Source organism: Paracoccus aerodenitrificans, assembly GCF_027913215.1.
Taxonomy (GTDB): domain Bacteria; phylum Pseudomonadota; class Alphaproteobacteria; order Rhodobacterales; family Rhodobacteraceae; genus Paracoccus; species Paracoccus aerodenitrificans.
Genome location: NZ_CP115784.1, coordinates 379,369 through 394,306, shown reverse-complemented (window position 1 = coordinate 394,306; position 14,938 = coordinate 379,369). Strand labels below are relative to the sequence as shown.

12 protein-coding genes are annotated in these 14,938 nt (G+C 60.7%); 4 read left to right on the top strand and 8 right to left on the bottom strand.

The features are described 5' to 3' along the window. Positions 1 to 4 precede the first annotated feature (4 nt). Together rpoH and PAE61_RS03205 are read left to right on the top strand one after the other, a co-directional pair. Complete coding sequence (rpoH, locus tag PAE61_RS03210) at positions 5 to 910, top strand: RNA polymerase sigma factor RpoH (RefSeq protein ID WP_271113981.1); 906 nt, start codon at positions 5 to 7, stop codon at positions 908 to 910. A gap of 51 nt (positions 911 to 961) precedes the next feature. After that, positions 962 to 2,002, top strand: coding sequence for a hypothetical protein (locus PAE61_RS03205; RefSeq protein ID WP_271113980.1), 1,041 nt, complete (start codon positions 962 to 964; stop codon positions 2,000 to 2,002). Between the two features lie 125 nt (positions 2,003 to 2,127). On the opposite strand, the gene PAE61_RS03200 is transcribed toward PAE61_RS03205, so the two are convergent. The 6 genes from PAE61_RS03200 to PAE61_RS03175 all read right to left on the bottom strand — a co-directional run bounded on the left by PAE61_RS03200 (position 2,128) and on the right by PAE61_RS03175 (position 7,894). Beyond that, entirely contained in the window at positions 2,128 to 3,216 is a 1,089-nt protein-coding gene (locus PAE61_RS03200) for an SPOR domain-containing protein (protein WP_271113979.1), read from the bottom strand. 63 nt (positions 3,217 to 3,279) lie between these two features. Beyond that, entirely contained in the window at positions 3,280 to 3,915 is a 636-nt protein-coding gene (gene upp, locus PAE61_RS03195; protein ID WP_271113978.1) for a uracil phosphoribosyltransferase, read from the bottom strand. Between the two features lie 37 nt (positions 3,916 to 3,952). Continuing rightward, positions 3,953 to 4,933 (bottom strand): adenosine deaminase, encoded by a 981-nt coding sequence (locus PAE61_RS03190; protein ID WP_271113977.1) that lies wholly within the window; start codon positions 4,931 to 4,933, stop codon positions 3,953 to 3,955. Then, positions 4,930 to 6,129 carry a phosphopentomutase gene (locus PAE61_RS03185; RefSeq protein WP_271113976.1) on the bottom strand — a complete coding sequence of 400 codons (1,200 nt, stop codon included), beginning with the start codon at positions 6,127 to 6,129 and terminating at the stop codon, positions 4,930 to 4,932. Before PAE61_RS03185 ends, PAE61_RS03190 begins: the two co-directional genes overlap by 4 nt. Further along, on the bottom strand, positions 6,126 to 7,445 hold the full coding sequence (locus tag PAE61_RS03180; protein ID WP_271115084.1) for a thymidine phosphorylase: 1,320 nt from the start codon (positions 7,443 to 7,445) through the stop codon (positions 6,126 to 6,128). Before PAE61_RS03180 ends, PAE61_RS03185 begins: the two co-directional genes overlap by 4 nt. Before the next feature lie 50 nt (positions 7,446 to 7,495). Beyond that, the gene (locus PAE61_RS03175; RefSeq protein ID WP_271113975.1) at positions 7,496 to 7,894 is read right to left on the bottom strand and encodes a cytidine deaminase; all 399 of its coding nucleotides are present in this window, start codon (positions 7,892 to 7,894) and stop codon (positions 7,496 to 7,498) included. 243 nt (positions 7,895 to 8,137) lie between these two features. Here PAE61_RS03175 and PAE61_RS03170 point away from each other — a divergent pair, with 243 nt between their 5' ends. Continuing rightward, the gene (locus tag PAE61_RS03170; RefSeq protein WP_271113974.1) at positions 8,138 to 10,417 is read left to right on the top strand and encodes an NADP-dependent malic enzyme; all 2,280 of its coding nucleotides are present in this window, start codon (positions 8,138 to 8,140) and stop codon (positions 10,415 to 10,417) included. Between the two features lie 81 nt (positions 10,418 to 10,498). After that, positions 10,499 to 12,400, top strand: a complete 1,902-nt coding sequence (locus PAE61_RS03165; RefSeq protein ID WP_271113973.1) for a propionyl-CoA synthetase — start codon at positions 10,499 to 10,501, stop codon at positions 12,398 to 12,400. A gap of 208 nt (positions 12,401 to 12,608) precedes the next feature. Here PAE61_RS03165 and mgtE read toward each other — a convergent pair whose 3' ends face one another. Together mgtE and hisN are read right to left on the bottom strand one after the other, a co-directional pair. Beyond that, positions 12,609 to 14,048, bottom strand: a complete 1,440-nt coding sequence (gene mgtE / locus PAE61_RS03160; RefSeq protein WP_271113972.1) for a magnesium transporter — start codon at positions 14,046 to 14,048, stop codon at positions 12,609 to 12,611. A gap of 62 nt (positions 14,049 to 14,110) precedes the next feature. Further along, a complete protein-coding gene (hisN, locus tag PAE61_RS03155; RefSeq protein ID WP_271113971.1) occupies positions 14,111 to 14,923 on the bottom strand; it encodes a histidinol-phosphatase in 813 nt (270 codons plus the stop codon). Positions 14,924 to 14,938: the final 15 nt, after the last annotated feature.

Genomic DNA, 14,938 nt, shown 5'->3' with positions numbered 1-14,938 from the left:
GAACATGCCCAATTATACCAACCTCCCCGCACCAAGCCCCGAACAGGGGATGAACCGGTATCTGCAGGAAATCCGTAAATTTCCGCTGCTTGAACCGGAAGAAGAATATATGCTTGCGAAGGCCTGGACGGATCACGAAGATTCAGAGGCCGCGCATAAGCTTGTCACCTCTCACCTGCGCCTCGCCGCGAAGATCGCGATGGGCTATCGCGGCTATGGGCTGCCGCAGGCCGAGGTGATTTCCGAAGCCAATGTCGGGCTGATGCAGGCGGTGAAGCGCTTCGATCCGGAAAAAGGGTTCCGGCTGGCGACCTATGCGATGTGGTGGATCCGCGCCTCGATTCAGGAATATATCCTGCGCTCGTGGTCGCTGGTGAAGATGGGCACCACATCGGGGCAGAAGAAACTGTTCTTCAACCTGCGCAAGGCCAAGAACCGCATCGGCGCGATGGAAGAGGGCGATCTGCGCCCGGAAAACGTCGCCCAGATCGCCAATGACCTGAATGTCACCGAGCAGGAAGTGATCGACATGAATCGCCGCATGGCGGGTTCGGACGCTTCGCTAAATGCGACGGTGGGTTCGGCGGATGGCGATTCGACGGCGCAATGGCAGGACTGGCTGGAAGATGAGGATGCCAATCAGGCCGAAGCCTATGCCGAGGCCGATGAGTTGAATCAAAGGCGCGAAATGCTGGTGCAGGCGATGGATGTTCTGAATGACCGTGAAAAGGACATTCTGATGGAACGCCGCCTGCGCGACGACCCGCTGACGCTTGAGGAGCTCTCGGGCCGATATGACGTCTCGCGCGAACGGATCCGCCAGATCGAGGTGCGGGCCTTCGAAAAACTGCAAGAGCGCATGCGCAGTCTCGCCCGCGATAAAGGCATGAGCATCGAGACCAGCGATTGACGCCGCCGCCCGGTCGCACCATGCTGCTTATAAAGTTTCTGGCAGGCTAGAATGGGTTCGACCGCGCTGAAGCAGTTCCAACGGCTGGAGGCGCCGGGAAGCTGGCGCCCCGCGCCGGGCGAGCAGTTGCGCGAGGTCGTCGTCTCTATCGGTGAAGCGACGCTGATCCTCTCTGACCCCAAATCGGACGAACCGCTGACTCATTGGTCGCTGCCTGCGGTCGAGCGGATCAATCACGGTCAGATGCCCGCCCTCTATACGCCGGCATCGGATCAGGACAGCGGCTATGAGACGCTGGAAATCGAAGACCAGTGGATGATCGACGCGATCAGCCGCGTACAGACGGTGATCGCGGCCAGGCGTCCGCATCCCGGGCGGTTGCGCGGCGGGATCATGCTGGCGGCACTGGCGGCGATGATCGTCGCCGCTGCAATCTGGCTGCCTCCGGCATTGCGCAGCCATGCGGTCCGGATCACGCCCCCGGCTGAACGTGAACGGATCGGTCAGGCGCTTCTGACGGATATGCTGCGAGCGACCGGCCAGCCCTGTCAGGATGCGACTGCCGGTCAGGTTCTGCGCGGATTGTCGCGGCGTATTGCACTGCCCGAGAATACGCAGATCTTCGTTCTGCGTGACGGGCTGCAGGGTGCGCTGATCCTTCCCGGCGGGATCACCGTTGTTGATAACGCACTGATCGCCGGTCAGGACGGCCCCGAGGCTCTTGCCGGGCATCTTCTGGCCGCGCGGATCGCCGCCGAGCAGGTCGACCCGCTGGCGCAGATCATGAAACGCGCGGATTTCGGCGATGTCCTTGGCCTGCTGACCCGGGGAACCATGCCGCAGGATGCCACGCGCGGATTTGGCGAGGAACTTCTGGCTGAACGCCCGCTGCGCCCCACCGATCAGCAGCTTCTTCAGGGATTCGAGCAGGCGCGGATTCCAGCTTCTCCCTATGCCGCGACCCTGCCCGGAAACGAAGGGCCGCATGTTCCCTTGACCGAAGCCGACCCTTTCAAAAGCCAGCCTTACCCTCCGATCCTGTCCGAGCGGGACTGGGTCGCGCTTCAGCAGATCTGTGTCGGAGACAGCTGAGCCGAATATCCTGCGGCCCGCATCGGGGCAGATACTGCGCAATGTCCTCACTTCCGCAGCAAACCGCCGGACAGCCTGATATCGCGAAGACAGCCTCTCGATCACATATTCCCTGTGCCCCCGGATCATCGCGCAAACGCTCCCGTAAAACCCGAGCGGCGAAGATGGGACAGAGCCGATATCAACCTCTCGCGCGACGGAAACGGACCGGCGAGAATGATTCCGGCCGCACCGGGATCGTCCAGCCGTTCCCTCGCCACGGGATATCCAAGCGTGGCAACCGCGCGGATCGTCGCCTCGATCTCATCTCCGCTGTAGCGTCCAAGCTGCACGAAGTGCGCATGAGGAGGCACCTCTGCCAGCGGATTCCGGCGAGGTCTTACGGCATTCGTTACAGGTTTTGGTGCCGCCTCCTGTGTCGCGGCAGGAACGGTTTTCCGTCCTGACATCCGCGAAGCAGCGGCTTTTGCTTCATCCCCGGCCCTGACGGCAGGCAGAGTCTTTGCGTTCGTCACAGCAGATGCAGGAGAAACGCCTGGACCTTGACCCGCCCCATGAGCCATCTGCCGATCCGCAGGATCCTCGCTTTCCGCTGCCTGCTTTTGCGGCTTAACCGTCGCACCGACGCTTTCAGGCGTCCCCTGACACAGCCCTTGAGTCAGATCGGAAGCCTCTGATATCCCGCTGACGGATGCCGGTTTCATGCCGATCAGATAACAGAAGCGCCTGTCACTTGTATCGGCTGCACTGAGACGCCCTGCCCCCTTAGCTCGCGCACGAAGCTCACGGCCAATCTGCGCACCGATCCCGTCAGGATCAGAGATGCGCCCCATATCCTCTGCTTTCATCAACCGCCGCCCATCGGGCTCAGCCGAATTCGAACCAGACGCGAAAGCACCGGCTGTGGCCCCGGACGACACGACCAGCTCGGTCAAACTTCGTTCAATGGATGGAATATTCCCTGTGTCGTCAGAACGACTGCGATGATCCGACCAAGCGGAACTGCTTGGCGGGAAACCGCAAACCGCCTGACCATCCCCATCGCGCCGGGGCGACCAGCCATCACCGGACCGGATGAAGACGCAGCCGGTGCTGTCGATATATTGCGCACCCGCAAAATCGGGAGGAGGCGCTTCCGCAGGGCCTGCACCCCGCGCAAATGCGTCGCCTGCAATCAGCGCAAGCACCATCCAGATCGAAAGCAAAAGTCGCATAAGGTCGCCGAATCTGTCGTTTCGACCTGTCTAGCCCCATGCGACTTACCAGCCAGTTAACGCTTATTTCGTACCGAACATCCTGTCGCCGGCGTCGCCCAGACCCGGCACGATATATCCGTGATCGTCCAGTCTTTCATCCAGTGCTGCGGTGACGACCGGAACATCGGGATGCGCCTCTCGCATCCGTTCGACGCCCTCGGGCGCAGCCAGCAGGCACAAAAAGCGTATATCCTTTGCCCCGGATTGCTTGATCAGATCAATCGCGGCAACTGACGAATTCCCTGTCGCCAGCATCGGATCGACGACGATCGTCATCCGCTCGTTCATCCCTTTCGGAAGCTTTGAATAATACTGCACCGGCTGAAGCGTTTCGGGATCGCGATACAACCCGACAAAGCCGACACGCGCCGAGGGGATCAGTTCCAGTATCCCGTCGAGAAGCCCGTTCCCCGCCCGCAGGATCGACACGAGCGCAAGTTTCTTGCCCTCAAGAACTGGTGCTTCCATAGCTTGCAGGGGTGTTTCGACAGTCTGAGTCGTCATCGGAAGTTCGCGCGTGATCTCATAGGCCAGTAGCAGGCTGATTTCCCGCAGCAACTGGCGAAAGACTGCGGTCGAGGTCTCACGGTCCCGCATGATGCTGAGTTTGTGCTGAACCAGAGGATGTCTGACAACGGTCAGATGCGGCGTGGTCATGATCTCGCTCCTGCTGAAAATATCGCGATATGGGCCATCATGGGAAAGCCGCCTGCAAGCGCCGACGTGTTTCGGCATCGCAAAACGCGGCGTTTGCGGCATTGCGGTTCAGGGCCGCAAATTCGGTCTCGGTCCAGCCGAACGCGTCTGCAAGCCGCTCATATTCCCGGTTTAACGTGGTGTGGAAGAATGGCGGATCGTCGGTCGAAACAGTGACCTTCACCCCGGCATCCGCCAGTCGCGCAATCGGGTGCGAGGACCAGTCGGGATAGATGCCAAGTGCGATATTCGAGCCGGGACAGATCTCAAGCGTGATATCGCGTTCCACCAGATCACGGATCAGTTCTTCGTCCTGTGCGGCATGAACGCCGTGACCCACCCGGCTGATTCCAAGCGAAAGCGCGTCGCGGATGGATTGCGGCCCGCCCCATTCTCCGGCATGGCAGGTCAGGCCCAGACCGGCTTCCCGTGCGCAATCAAAGCTCCATCCGAAATCCTGCGCCTTGCCGATATTTTCTGCGCCACCCATGCCAAAGCCAGAGACCCAGCCTGAATGATCCTCGCTTGCGGTTTCGCGGGCGCAGATCGCCGAGGCGCGGGCCCTCTCGGGGCCGAAATGGCGGATCGGCGTGACGATGGCGCGGCTGTCCATGCCCTCGCGGCTCATCTGACCGGCAATTTCGGTCATCGCGGCCAGATAGTCACGCCACGCCGACAAATCCCCGCCACCGCAGAATTCAGGCGACACGAACAGCTCGGCATAGATCGCCCCCTGTTCAGCGCAATTCTCCAACACCTCGCGCAACAGTCGCCCATAATCCTGCGGAGTTCGAACGACCGAGGTGGCCGCTTCGTAGACCCTTAGAAAATCGGTGAAGCCGGTATATTCATAATTCCCCCCGGCATCGAAAACCGGCGGCAGGTCGATGCGTTTTTCAGCCGCAAGCCCCCGGATGAAGGCGGGCGGGGCCGCGCCTTCCAGGTGCAGATGCAGCTCGATCTTCTTCAGTTCTTTCATGCGTTCCCGTTTTCGTTTCCAAGAAAACTGCTGCCGTGGCCCGGTAATGCTATCCCCAGATGCGCCGCGACGCTTGCGCCAATATCGGAGAAGCCCACATTTCCAATGGTCCCGGCGCCTACGCCAGCCGCTAGCACCGGCACGCGTTCACGCGTATGATCCGTCCCGAACCATGACGGATCATTGCCGTGATCGGCGGTGAAGATCATCAGATCGCCGGGGCGGAGGGCGGATACGGCTTCCCCTGCGATCCTGTCGAACCATTCGAGATGCGCCGCATAGCCCGCAATATCGCGGCGATGTCCATAAAGACTGTCAAACTCGACAAAATTCGCGAAGGTCAGGCTGCCCGGTTCGGCTTCAGCGATCAGGCGCAGCATATGCCCGGCCAGATCTGCATCCGATTTACCCTTGTGAAGCTGTGAGATCCCGCGATGGCTGAAAATATCCCCGATCTTGCCGATCGCATGGGTTTTGCGCCCTGTCTTGTGAGCGATATCGAGGATCGTGTCAGATGGCGGTGCCATCGCATAATCTCGCCGGTTCGGGGTGCGCGAGAAAGCGCCCGGTTCTCCGATAAAGGGACGGGCGATAACACGACCGACGCGCATCTTGTGAAGTGCCGGTGCAAGCGCCTCACAGAGCGCAAGCAGCCTGTCCAGACCGAATGTTTCTTCATGGGCGGCAATCTGGAAAACACTGTCAGCCGACGTGTAGCAGATCGGCCATCCGGTCCGCATATGCTCGGCCCCGAGTTCCTGCAGAATGACCGTGCCGGAGGCGTGTTTATTGCCCAGAACAGCCTCGGTTCCGGCCAGTTCGCAGACATGCGCGGTCAGTTCGGGCGGGAATGCAGGCTGCGTGTCGGGGAAATAATGCCAGTCCCACGGCACCGGAACGCCCGAGATTTCCCAATGTCCCGATGGCGTGTCCTTGCCCGGAGAAATCTCTGTCGCGGCCCCCCACAACCCCTCCGGGGTGGCACGAAGACCCGGCGCATCCTGACCCGAGGCCAGCCGGATCGCAGCACCCAGACCGAGCCGGTCGAGATTCGGCAGATGCAGCCCCTGCGCCTCGGCAATATGCAGGACCGTATTGGCTCCGGTATCAGGGCGGCCTTCGTTGAAGAAGCGGTCGGCATCGGGTGCGCCTCCGATGCCAACCGAGTCCATCACCACAAGAAAAGCTCGTGTCATTCTATATCCGATCCGCCTGTTGAAGCTGCCGGGATGTGCGCCTCAATTTTCGTCGGCGCAATATAGTTCCGTATCGGCGGACGCAGCGTCGGCGGGGTGTCCGCGATGCGGAAGGCCGACTGGACGGCGGCAATGGCAGCATCCGCATCTTCCTCGGTCCGCGCATGGACCATGCCCAGAAGACCCTCGACGGGCTCTGCTAACCGCCGCAGATCCGACAGGCCGACGCGGTGGTCTATGGCCTGCCCGGCCCGGATCCGTCCTCCGCCAAGTCCGATCACCGCATGGCCAAGCGCGGCCACATCCGTTTCCGCGACAAACCCTTCGGGCGCAGGAATGGGTCGGATCACAGGCGCATCGGGTAGATATGTCGAGACATTGTCAATCAGATCCACCGGACCGCCCTGCCCTGCCACCATCCGCGCGAAAATCTCGGCCGCGTCGCCGCTGTCGAGCGCATTCGCGGCACGCCGTGCAACGTCATCCTGCCCTGCCAGACGCAAAGCCTCGGCAGAGAGGGCAAGCGTCACCTCTCGCAGCGCTGAGGGTTCTCCTCTCAGGCAGGCAATCGCTTCGCGGACCTCCAGCCCGTTCCCGGCAGCCCGGGCTAGTGGCTGATCCATATCGGTAATCAGCGCCGATGTCCGGCCCCCTGCCGCATTGGCGGTAGACACAAGCGACTGCGCCAATGCCTCTGCCTGATCTTCTTCACCTATGAACGCGCCGGAACCGGATTTCACATCCAGCACCAGAGCATCCAGACCGGCGGCCAGTTTCTTCGACAGGATAGAAGCCGTGATAAGATCAATTGACGCCACACAGGCGGCTTCATCCCGTATTGCGTAAAGCCGCCTGTCCGCCGGAGCCAGCTTTCCGGAAGCCGCGACGATAGCACAGCCTACATCGCGCACGATGCGGCGGAACTCTGCTTCTTCAAGATCGACGCGATAACCCGGGATCGATTCCAGCTTGTCCAGCGTCCCGCCCGTATGACCGAGGCCCCGGCCCGAAATCATCGGAACATAGACGCCACATGCTGCAAGCACCGGGGCGAGGATCAGCGACACCACATCCCCGACCCCGCCGGTCGAGTGCTTATCGACCACAGGACCCGGCAGGTCCCATCGCAGCACCTCGCCGGAACCCCGCATGGCAAGGGTCAGCGCTGTCCTGCCCGGACCGTCCAGACCCTTGAACATCACCGCCATCGCGAAGGCTGCGGCCTGAGCGTCCGAAACTCCGCCATCCGCCAATCCCTGCGCAATCAGTACAGCGCCATCCCGATCCAGCCCACGACCAGCCAGAAGCCCGCTAATGACCGGCCTTGGATCCGCCGATACACCATCCCGCGCAGCACTGTCCGGGATCACGAGCCTGCTCTTTCCATATGCCCGGCATCGAAGCGACCGGGCAGCAATTCTCCGATCGTGGTGGCAAGCGTTTCGCCGGATGTCGTCGCCAGAAGCACCGGCGTATCGGAGCATCCGAATTCGGCAAGTTTCTGGCGGCACCCCCCGCAGGGAGGCACCGGAGCGGGTGAATCGGCGATCACCGCGACTTCAGTCAGCTCGGTTTCACCCCCCGCGACCATTGCCGCAATCGCCCCCGCCTCGGCGCATGTGCCTTCGGGATAGGCCACATTCTCGACATTGCAGCCACGATATATCGCGCCCGATTTCCCGCGCACCGCCGCGCCGACCTTGAAATGCGAATAGGGAACATATGCTGCATCCCGCACCTCACGCGCGGCATCGAGAAGGGACATGGACAAGCCTCCGAACAGATTTCAGGGATTTTGCTTGCCGCGCTGTCCTGATGCAAGCCTCTGACTGCGACGCGCATCCCGGAAGGCCGGACAGACGACGCCGTGACTTTCCGAAAACTGTTTCAACTTGTCCGGAACTGGCAATTCCCGGGAAACCGTGTAACTGGTTTAGCGCTGAACCATTTCCGTGAAACGCGCGGTCACCGGTTGGCAATGAAGGCGGTAACGCAGGGAGGGACGCAAATGGAAGAACGTCGGCAGGACAAGACGCGCTCGGCGGCGCTTGAATATCATGAATATCCACGTCCCGGAAAACTGGAAATCAGGGCGACGAAGCCGCTGGCGAATGGTCGTGACCTGTCCCGCGCCTATAGTCCCGGCGTTGCCGAAGCCTGTATCGAGATCAAGGAAAATCCGAACGATGCAGCCCGATATACCGCCCGCGGCAATCTGGTCGCCGTCGTCTCGAACGGCTCGGCGGTGCTGGGTCTGGGAAATATCGGACCGCTCGCATCGAAGCCGGTGATGGAAGGCAAGGCGGTTCTGTTCAAGAAATTCGCCAATATCGACTGTTTCGACCTTGAGATCGACGAGGCCGACCCCGAGCGTCTTGCCGCCATTGTCCAAAGCCTTGAACCCAGCTTCGGCGCGATCAATCTGGAAGACATCAAGGCTCCAGAATGCTTCATCGTCGAAAAACTGTGCCGTGAGAAGATGAATATCCCGGTCTTTCACGACGACCAACATGGCACCGCCATTGTCGTCGGTGCGGCCGCAACGAATGCACTGCGCGTCGTCGGCAAGAAATTCGAGGATATCAAGATCGTCTCGACCGGTGGCGGCGCGGCGGGCATTGCCTGTCTGAACATGCTGCTGAAACTGGGCGTACGTCGCGAAAATGTCTGGCTCTGCGATATTCACGGTCTGGTCTTTGAGGGCCGGGCCGAGGATATGAACCCTCAGAAAGCCGCCTATGCGCAGAAAAGCGACCTGCGGACGCTGGATGACGTGATCGACGGCGCGGATATGTTTCTGGGCCTGTCCGGTCCGGGCGTGCTGAAAAAGGAAATGGTCGCCAAGATGGCCGACCGTCCGGTGATCTTCGCGCTTGCCAACCCTACGCCTGAAATCATGCCCGACGAGGCAAAGGAAGTCGCACCAAATGCCGTGATCGCCACCGGACGCAGCGATTTTCCCAATCAGGTCAATAACGTCCTTTGCTTCCCGTTCATCTTCCGGGGCGCTCTGGATGTCGGCGCGACCCAGATCAACGATGAAATGCAGATCGCCTGTATCGAGGGCATTGCCGCCCTTGCCCGCGCAACCACGACCGCCGAGGCGGCGGCGGCCTATCGCGGCGAGACCCTGACTTTCGGGCCGGAATACCTGATCCCGAAACCCTTCGATCCCCGGCTGATCGGCGTCGTTTCAACCGCCGTCGCCAAGGCGGCGATGGAATCCGGCGTCGCCACCCGTCCGATCGAGGATCTCGGGGCCTATAAACGCAAGCTCGACGGCTCGGTCTTCCGGTCGGCGCTGATCATGCGCCCGGTCTTTGAGGCCTCGGCCAATGCAGCGCGGAATATCGTCTTTGCCGAGGGTGAGGATGAGCGCGTCCTGCGGGCCGCCAATGCGATGCTGGAGGAAACCACGGATGTGCCGATCCTGATCGGTCGCCCGGACGTGATCGAGATGCGTGCCGAACGCGCCGGTCTGCCGATCCGTCCGAATGTGGATTTCCAGATCGTGAACCCCGAAAACGACCCGCGCTATCGTGAGTACTGGGAAACCTATCACGATCTGATGGCGCGGCGCGGTGTAACGCCCGACCTCGCCCGGGCGATCATGCGTACGAACACGACCGCCATCGCCAGTGTCATGGTCCATCGCGGCGAGGCAGACAGCCTGCTTTGCGGCACGTTCGGGCAATATAGCTGGCATCTCAACTATATTACCCAGATCCTCGGACGCGGCGGGCTGTGCCCGCATGGCGCTCTGTCGATGATCATCCTTGAGGATGGCCCGCTTTTCATCGCCGATACCCAGGTTCACCACCACCCCACCCCCGAGGAGATCGCCCGCGCCGCAATCGGAGCCGCCCGCCATGTCCGCCGGTTCGGGCTTGTGCCGCATGTCGCGCTGTGCAGCCATTCGCAATTCGGCAATCTGGATATCGATTCCGGCCGCCGCATGCGTCAGGCAATGGATGTTCTCCAAAGCCGCGAGGTCGATTTCGATTTCGACGGTGAGATGCATGTGGATGCGGCGCTGGACCCGGAAATCCGTCAGCGCATCTTCCCGGCTTCGAAACTGCAGGGCGCGGCGAATGTGCTGATCTTCGCCGGAACCGACACGGCATCTGGTGTCCGCAACATCCTGAAAACGAAAGCGAACGGGCTTGAGGTCGGACCGATCCTGATGGGGATGGGCAACCGCGCCCATATCGTCACCCCCTCGATCACGGCGCGGGGCCTGCTGAACATGTCGGCAATCGCCGGCACGCCTGTCTCGGATTACGAGTAACCGGCGCGGCGAACAGCCGCGACGCCTGTTATTGCCCGCTGCATCTTCCTTGCATAACGTGATGTCTGGGGAGAATGCAGCATGTCATACAAGCAAAATTACGAATCCTGGAAGGCCGACCCGGAAGCGTTCTGGATGAGAGCGGCGGAAGCCATTGACTGGGTCAAGCCGCCTACGCAGGCGCTGTTTGACGATAATGCGCCGTTTTACGAATGGTTTTCGGACGGCCTGGTCAATACATGCTGGAACTGCGTCGACCGGCATGTCGTCGCAGGCCGTGGCGATGAGATCGCGATCTATCACGACAGCCCGATCACCCGCGCGACGAAGGGCATCACATTTTCGGAGTTACAGACGCGCGTCGCCACTCTTGCGGGTGCGCTGAGAGCACGCGGCATCGAGAAAGGCGACCGCGTGATCATCTATATGCCGATGATCCCCCAAGCCATCGAGGCGATGCTGGCCTGCGCACGGCTCGGTGCGGTCCACTCGGTCGTGTTCGGCGGTTTCGCCGCGCACGAACTGGCGGTGCGGATCAACGACGCGACACCGAAGGCAATCATCGCGGCCTCATGCGGGCTGGAGCCGAACCATGTCGTCCATTACAAGCCGCTGCTCGATCAGGCCATCGAGGAAGCCAGCCACAAGCCGGAATTCTGCGTCATCTTTCAGCGCGAGGAAGAGGTCGCCAAACTGGTCGAGGGGCGCGATTTCAACTGGTACGGCTTCCAATACGGCATCAAGCCGGTCGATTGTGTCCCGGTCGAGGGCAACCATCCGGCCTATATCCTGTACACTTCCGGCACGACCGGGCAGCCGAAAGGTGTGGTCCGGCCGACGGCGGGGCATTTGGTGGCGCTGCAATGGTCCATGACCAATATCTACGATATCGGCCCCGGCGACCGGTTCTGGGCGGCATCCGATGTCGGCTGGGTCGTGGGGCACAGCTATATCTGCTATGGTCCCCTGATCGCCGGTGCCCAGACCGTCGTGTTCGAAGGCAAGCCGGTCGGCACGCCTCATGCAGGCGTGTTCTGGCGGACCATACAGAATAACCGGATCAAGGCGTTTTTCACCGCCCCCACAGCGATCCGCGCAATTCGTCGCGAGGACCCCGAGGGAGAGTATATCCGCCGCTACAAGCTTCATGATCTGAAAGCGCTTTTTCTGGCCGGAGAACGTGCCGATCCCGAAACCATCAGATGGGCGCAGGAACATCTGGGCGTGCCCGTGATCGACCATTGGTGGCAGACGGAAACCGGTTGGGCCATCGTCGCAAATCCGATGGGGATCGAGGAACTTCCAGTCAAACTGGGCAGCCCGACCGTTCCCATGCCCGGCTATGACGTGCAAATTCTGGATGAGGACGGCCAGCCGGTTCCGCAAGGTCAGCTCGGATCAATTGCGATCAGGCTGCCGCTTCCTCCGGGAGCGCTGTCGACTTTATGGAACGCGGATGAGCGGTTCCGGAAATCCTATCTGTCCCGCTATCCCGGCTATTACGAAACCGGGGATGCGGGATATGTGGATGAGGACGGCTATCTGTTCATTATGGCCCGCACCGACGATGTGATCAACGTCGCAGGCCACCGCCTGTCCACCGGAGCGATGGAGGAGGTCCTCGCCGCCCATCCTGATGTCGCCGAATGCGCCGTGATCGGGATGGCGGATGATCTGAAGGGACAGGCCCCCTTGGGGTTCCTCTGCCTGAAGAAAGGCGTCACCACCGAGCCGGATCAGATCATCCGCGATGTAGTGCGCATGGTCCGCGAGGATATCGGGCCGGTCGCCGCTTTCAAGCAAGCCATCATCGTGGATCGCCTGCCCAAGACTCGTTCAGGAAAGATATTGCGGGCCACCATGACCAATATCGCTGATGACACAGAGTGGAAAATCCCCGCGACCATAGATGACCCGAGCGTGCTGGACAGCATTGCAGAGGCTCTGAAGAAGGCAGGAATAGGACGCGCAGGAAAGACCTGAATGCGTCACCCCGCCCGCAAATGCGGGCGGGGTGAGCCTGTCCCGAAACCCTGCCAAACGCCCTTGTTTTCGTGGTCTATGAACAACCACCAGATATTGTATTTTGGGCTATGTGCGTCTCAAATTGATGTAAAATTCGACTCAAATCAAGAACTGATTCGGGAAATCGACAGAAAAAATCAATTTTGTCCAGAGGCGGTGCAGAACGCTACAGCAAGACGCTCTGTGCGAGCCCCAAAAAGGCAAAGAAACCAACAACATCTGTGACGGTGGTCACGAATGTCCCCGAGGCAAGCGCCGGGTCCGCCCCGACCTTGTCAAGCGCCAGCGGCACCAGAATGCCCGCAAGCGCCGCCACCACAAGGTTAACCACCATCGCAACGGCAATCACCCATGCCAGTGAGAGCCCGTCGAACCAGATCCAGGCGACGACCCCCATGACGATGGCAAAGCACAGCCCATTCAGCAATCCGACGACGGCCTCACGCATGACGACGCGCCAGACATTCGATCCGGTCAGGCTTTTCGTCGCCAACGCCCGAACCGCAACGGTCAGCGTCTGAGTCCCTGCATTCCCCCCCATCGACGCGACAATCGGCATCAGCACGGCAAGCGCAACGATCTGAGAAATGGTCTGCTCGAACATGGCAATGACGAACGACGCAAGAATTGCCGTCGCAAGATTGACGCCAAGCCACGGGATACGCTGCCACAATGTCTCGACAACCGTATCCGAGATCGAGGATTCGTCGCCAACACCCGCAAGTCGCAGAATGTCTTCCTCGTGCTCGTCGTCCAGAGCCTCCATCGCGTCGTCAATTGTGATCACACCGACAAGCCGGTCATGTTCGTCAACGACAGGTTCGGAAATCAGGTGATACTGATTGAACGCATAGGCAACATCTGCTTCTTCCGCATAGGCGTTGATCGGGCGGAAGCTTTCCTCGGTGATCTCACGCAGAAGCGTCGTCCGGCGTGACGACAGCAACCGGCCAAGCGCGACATACCCCACGGGATGCCGACGCGGATCGACCAGAATGACGTGATAGAACTGATCGGGAAGTTCTTCCTCATTCCGCAGATAGTCAATCGTATCGCCGACCGTCCAGTGCTCGGGCGCGGTGACGACCTCGGATTGCATCATCCGACCGGCGGAATATTCCGGATAGGTCAGTGATTGCTCAACGGCAGCCCGGTCGGATTCGTCCAGTGCCGCCAGAATTTTCTGCTGATCTTCTTCGTCAAGCTCCTCGATCAGTTCGACGATATCGTCACTGTCCATCTCGCGGACAGCTTCACTGAGAACATGGCCGGGAAGCTGCTCGACGATTTCCTCACGGATGGATTCGTCGATCTCTGACAGGATCTCGCCGTCAATTTCCCCGGACCAGAGGGCCATGAACACGCGTCGTCTGGCTGGCGCGAGGTTTTCGATCAGGTCGGCGATATCCGCCGCATGCATCGGCTCAAGCAGGCTGTCCAGCAGCGACTGATCCTCGTCGTCGATGGCTTCGCGGATCTGGTCGAGCAATTCGCGCGGCGGGACGAAATCATCCTCATCGTCACGGTCAGCCTCGGGAAGCTGAGCGGAGATGTCCTGCCCAGTCCGGTCTTCGGACGGATCGGGACGCTGCGGTTCATCCTGCATGGGCCACCTCTTGGAATAACGTCAAAGACAAAAAGACGGGCAGCAGGGCCCGCGCAATAATATTAGTCAAGCCGGGTCACAGCATCAACGTCCCGGAAATTCAACAGGGACATGGCTTCTTCATGAAGTTCCGCAGATGCAGCGGCAAGCACCCGGCCACCGTGATGCGCGGGCCCGCCCTGCCAGTCGGTTACGACACCCCCGGCAGCTTCGATCACCGCAATCGGGGCAACAATATCATAAGCATGCAGCCCCGCCTCGATCACCAGATCGACCTGACCCAGGGCGAGCAGCCCATACGCATAGCAATCAAGCCCATAGCGCGTCAGCCTGACCCGAGAGGCGACGCGCTGAAATGCGGCATGTTCTTCCGCAGTCCCGATTTCGGGGAAGGTGCTCAGCAATGTCGCATTGTCCAGCGAAACGCCCTGGCGAACCGCAAGCGGCCGCTCACCATCCCGCGAAACAAGTCGCGCCCGCCCCAGACCGCCCTCAAAGCGCTCCCCGGTGAAGGGCTGATCGATAAGCCCATAGACGGGACCCTCGGAATCCGTCAGCCCGATCAGTACGCCCCAGCTTGGCGCACCGGAGATGAAGGCACGTGTCCCATCGATCGGGTCAAGCACCCATGTCAGGCCGCTTGTGCCAGTGCGTTCGCCAAACTCTTCTCCCAGAAGAGCATCATCCGGTCGCTTTTCAGCCAGAATATCGCGCATCGCCCGCTCACAGGTCCGATCCGCCTGCGTTACAGGGTCGAATCCAGCCGAAAGCTTGTTTTCGGGAAGCAGTTCGGCGCTGCGAAACAGCGGAAGCGTTTGCCTGCGCGCGGCATCGGCCATCAGCGCGGCTGTCGCGAAAATCTGGTCTGTCTGCATGCGGCCCCCTGATAT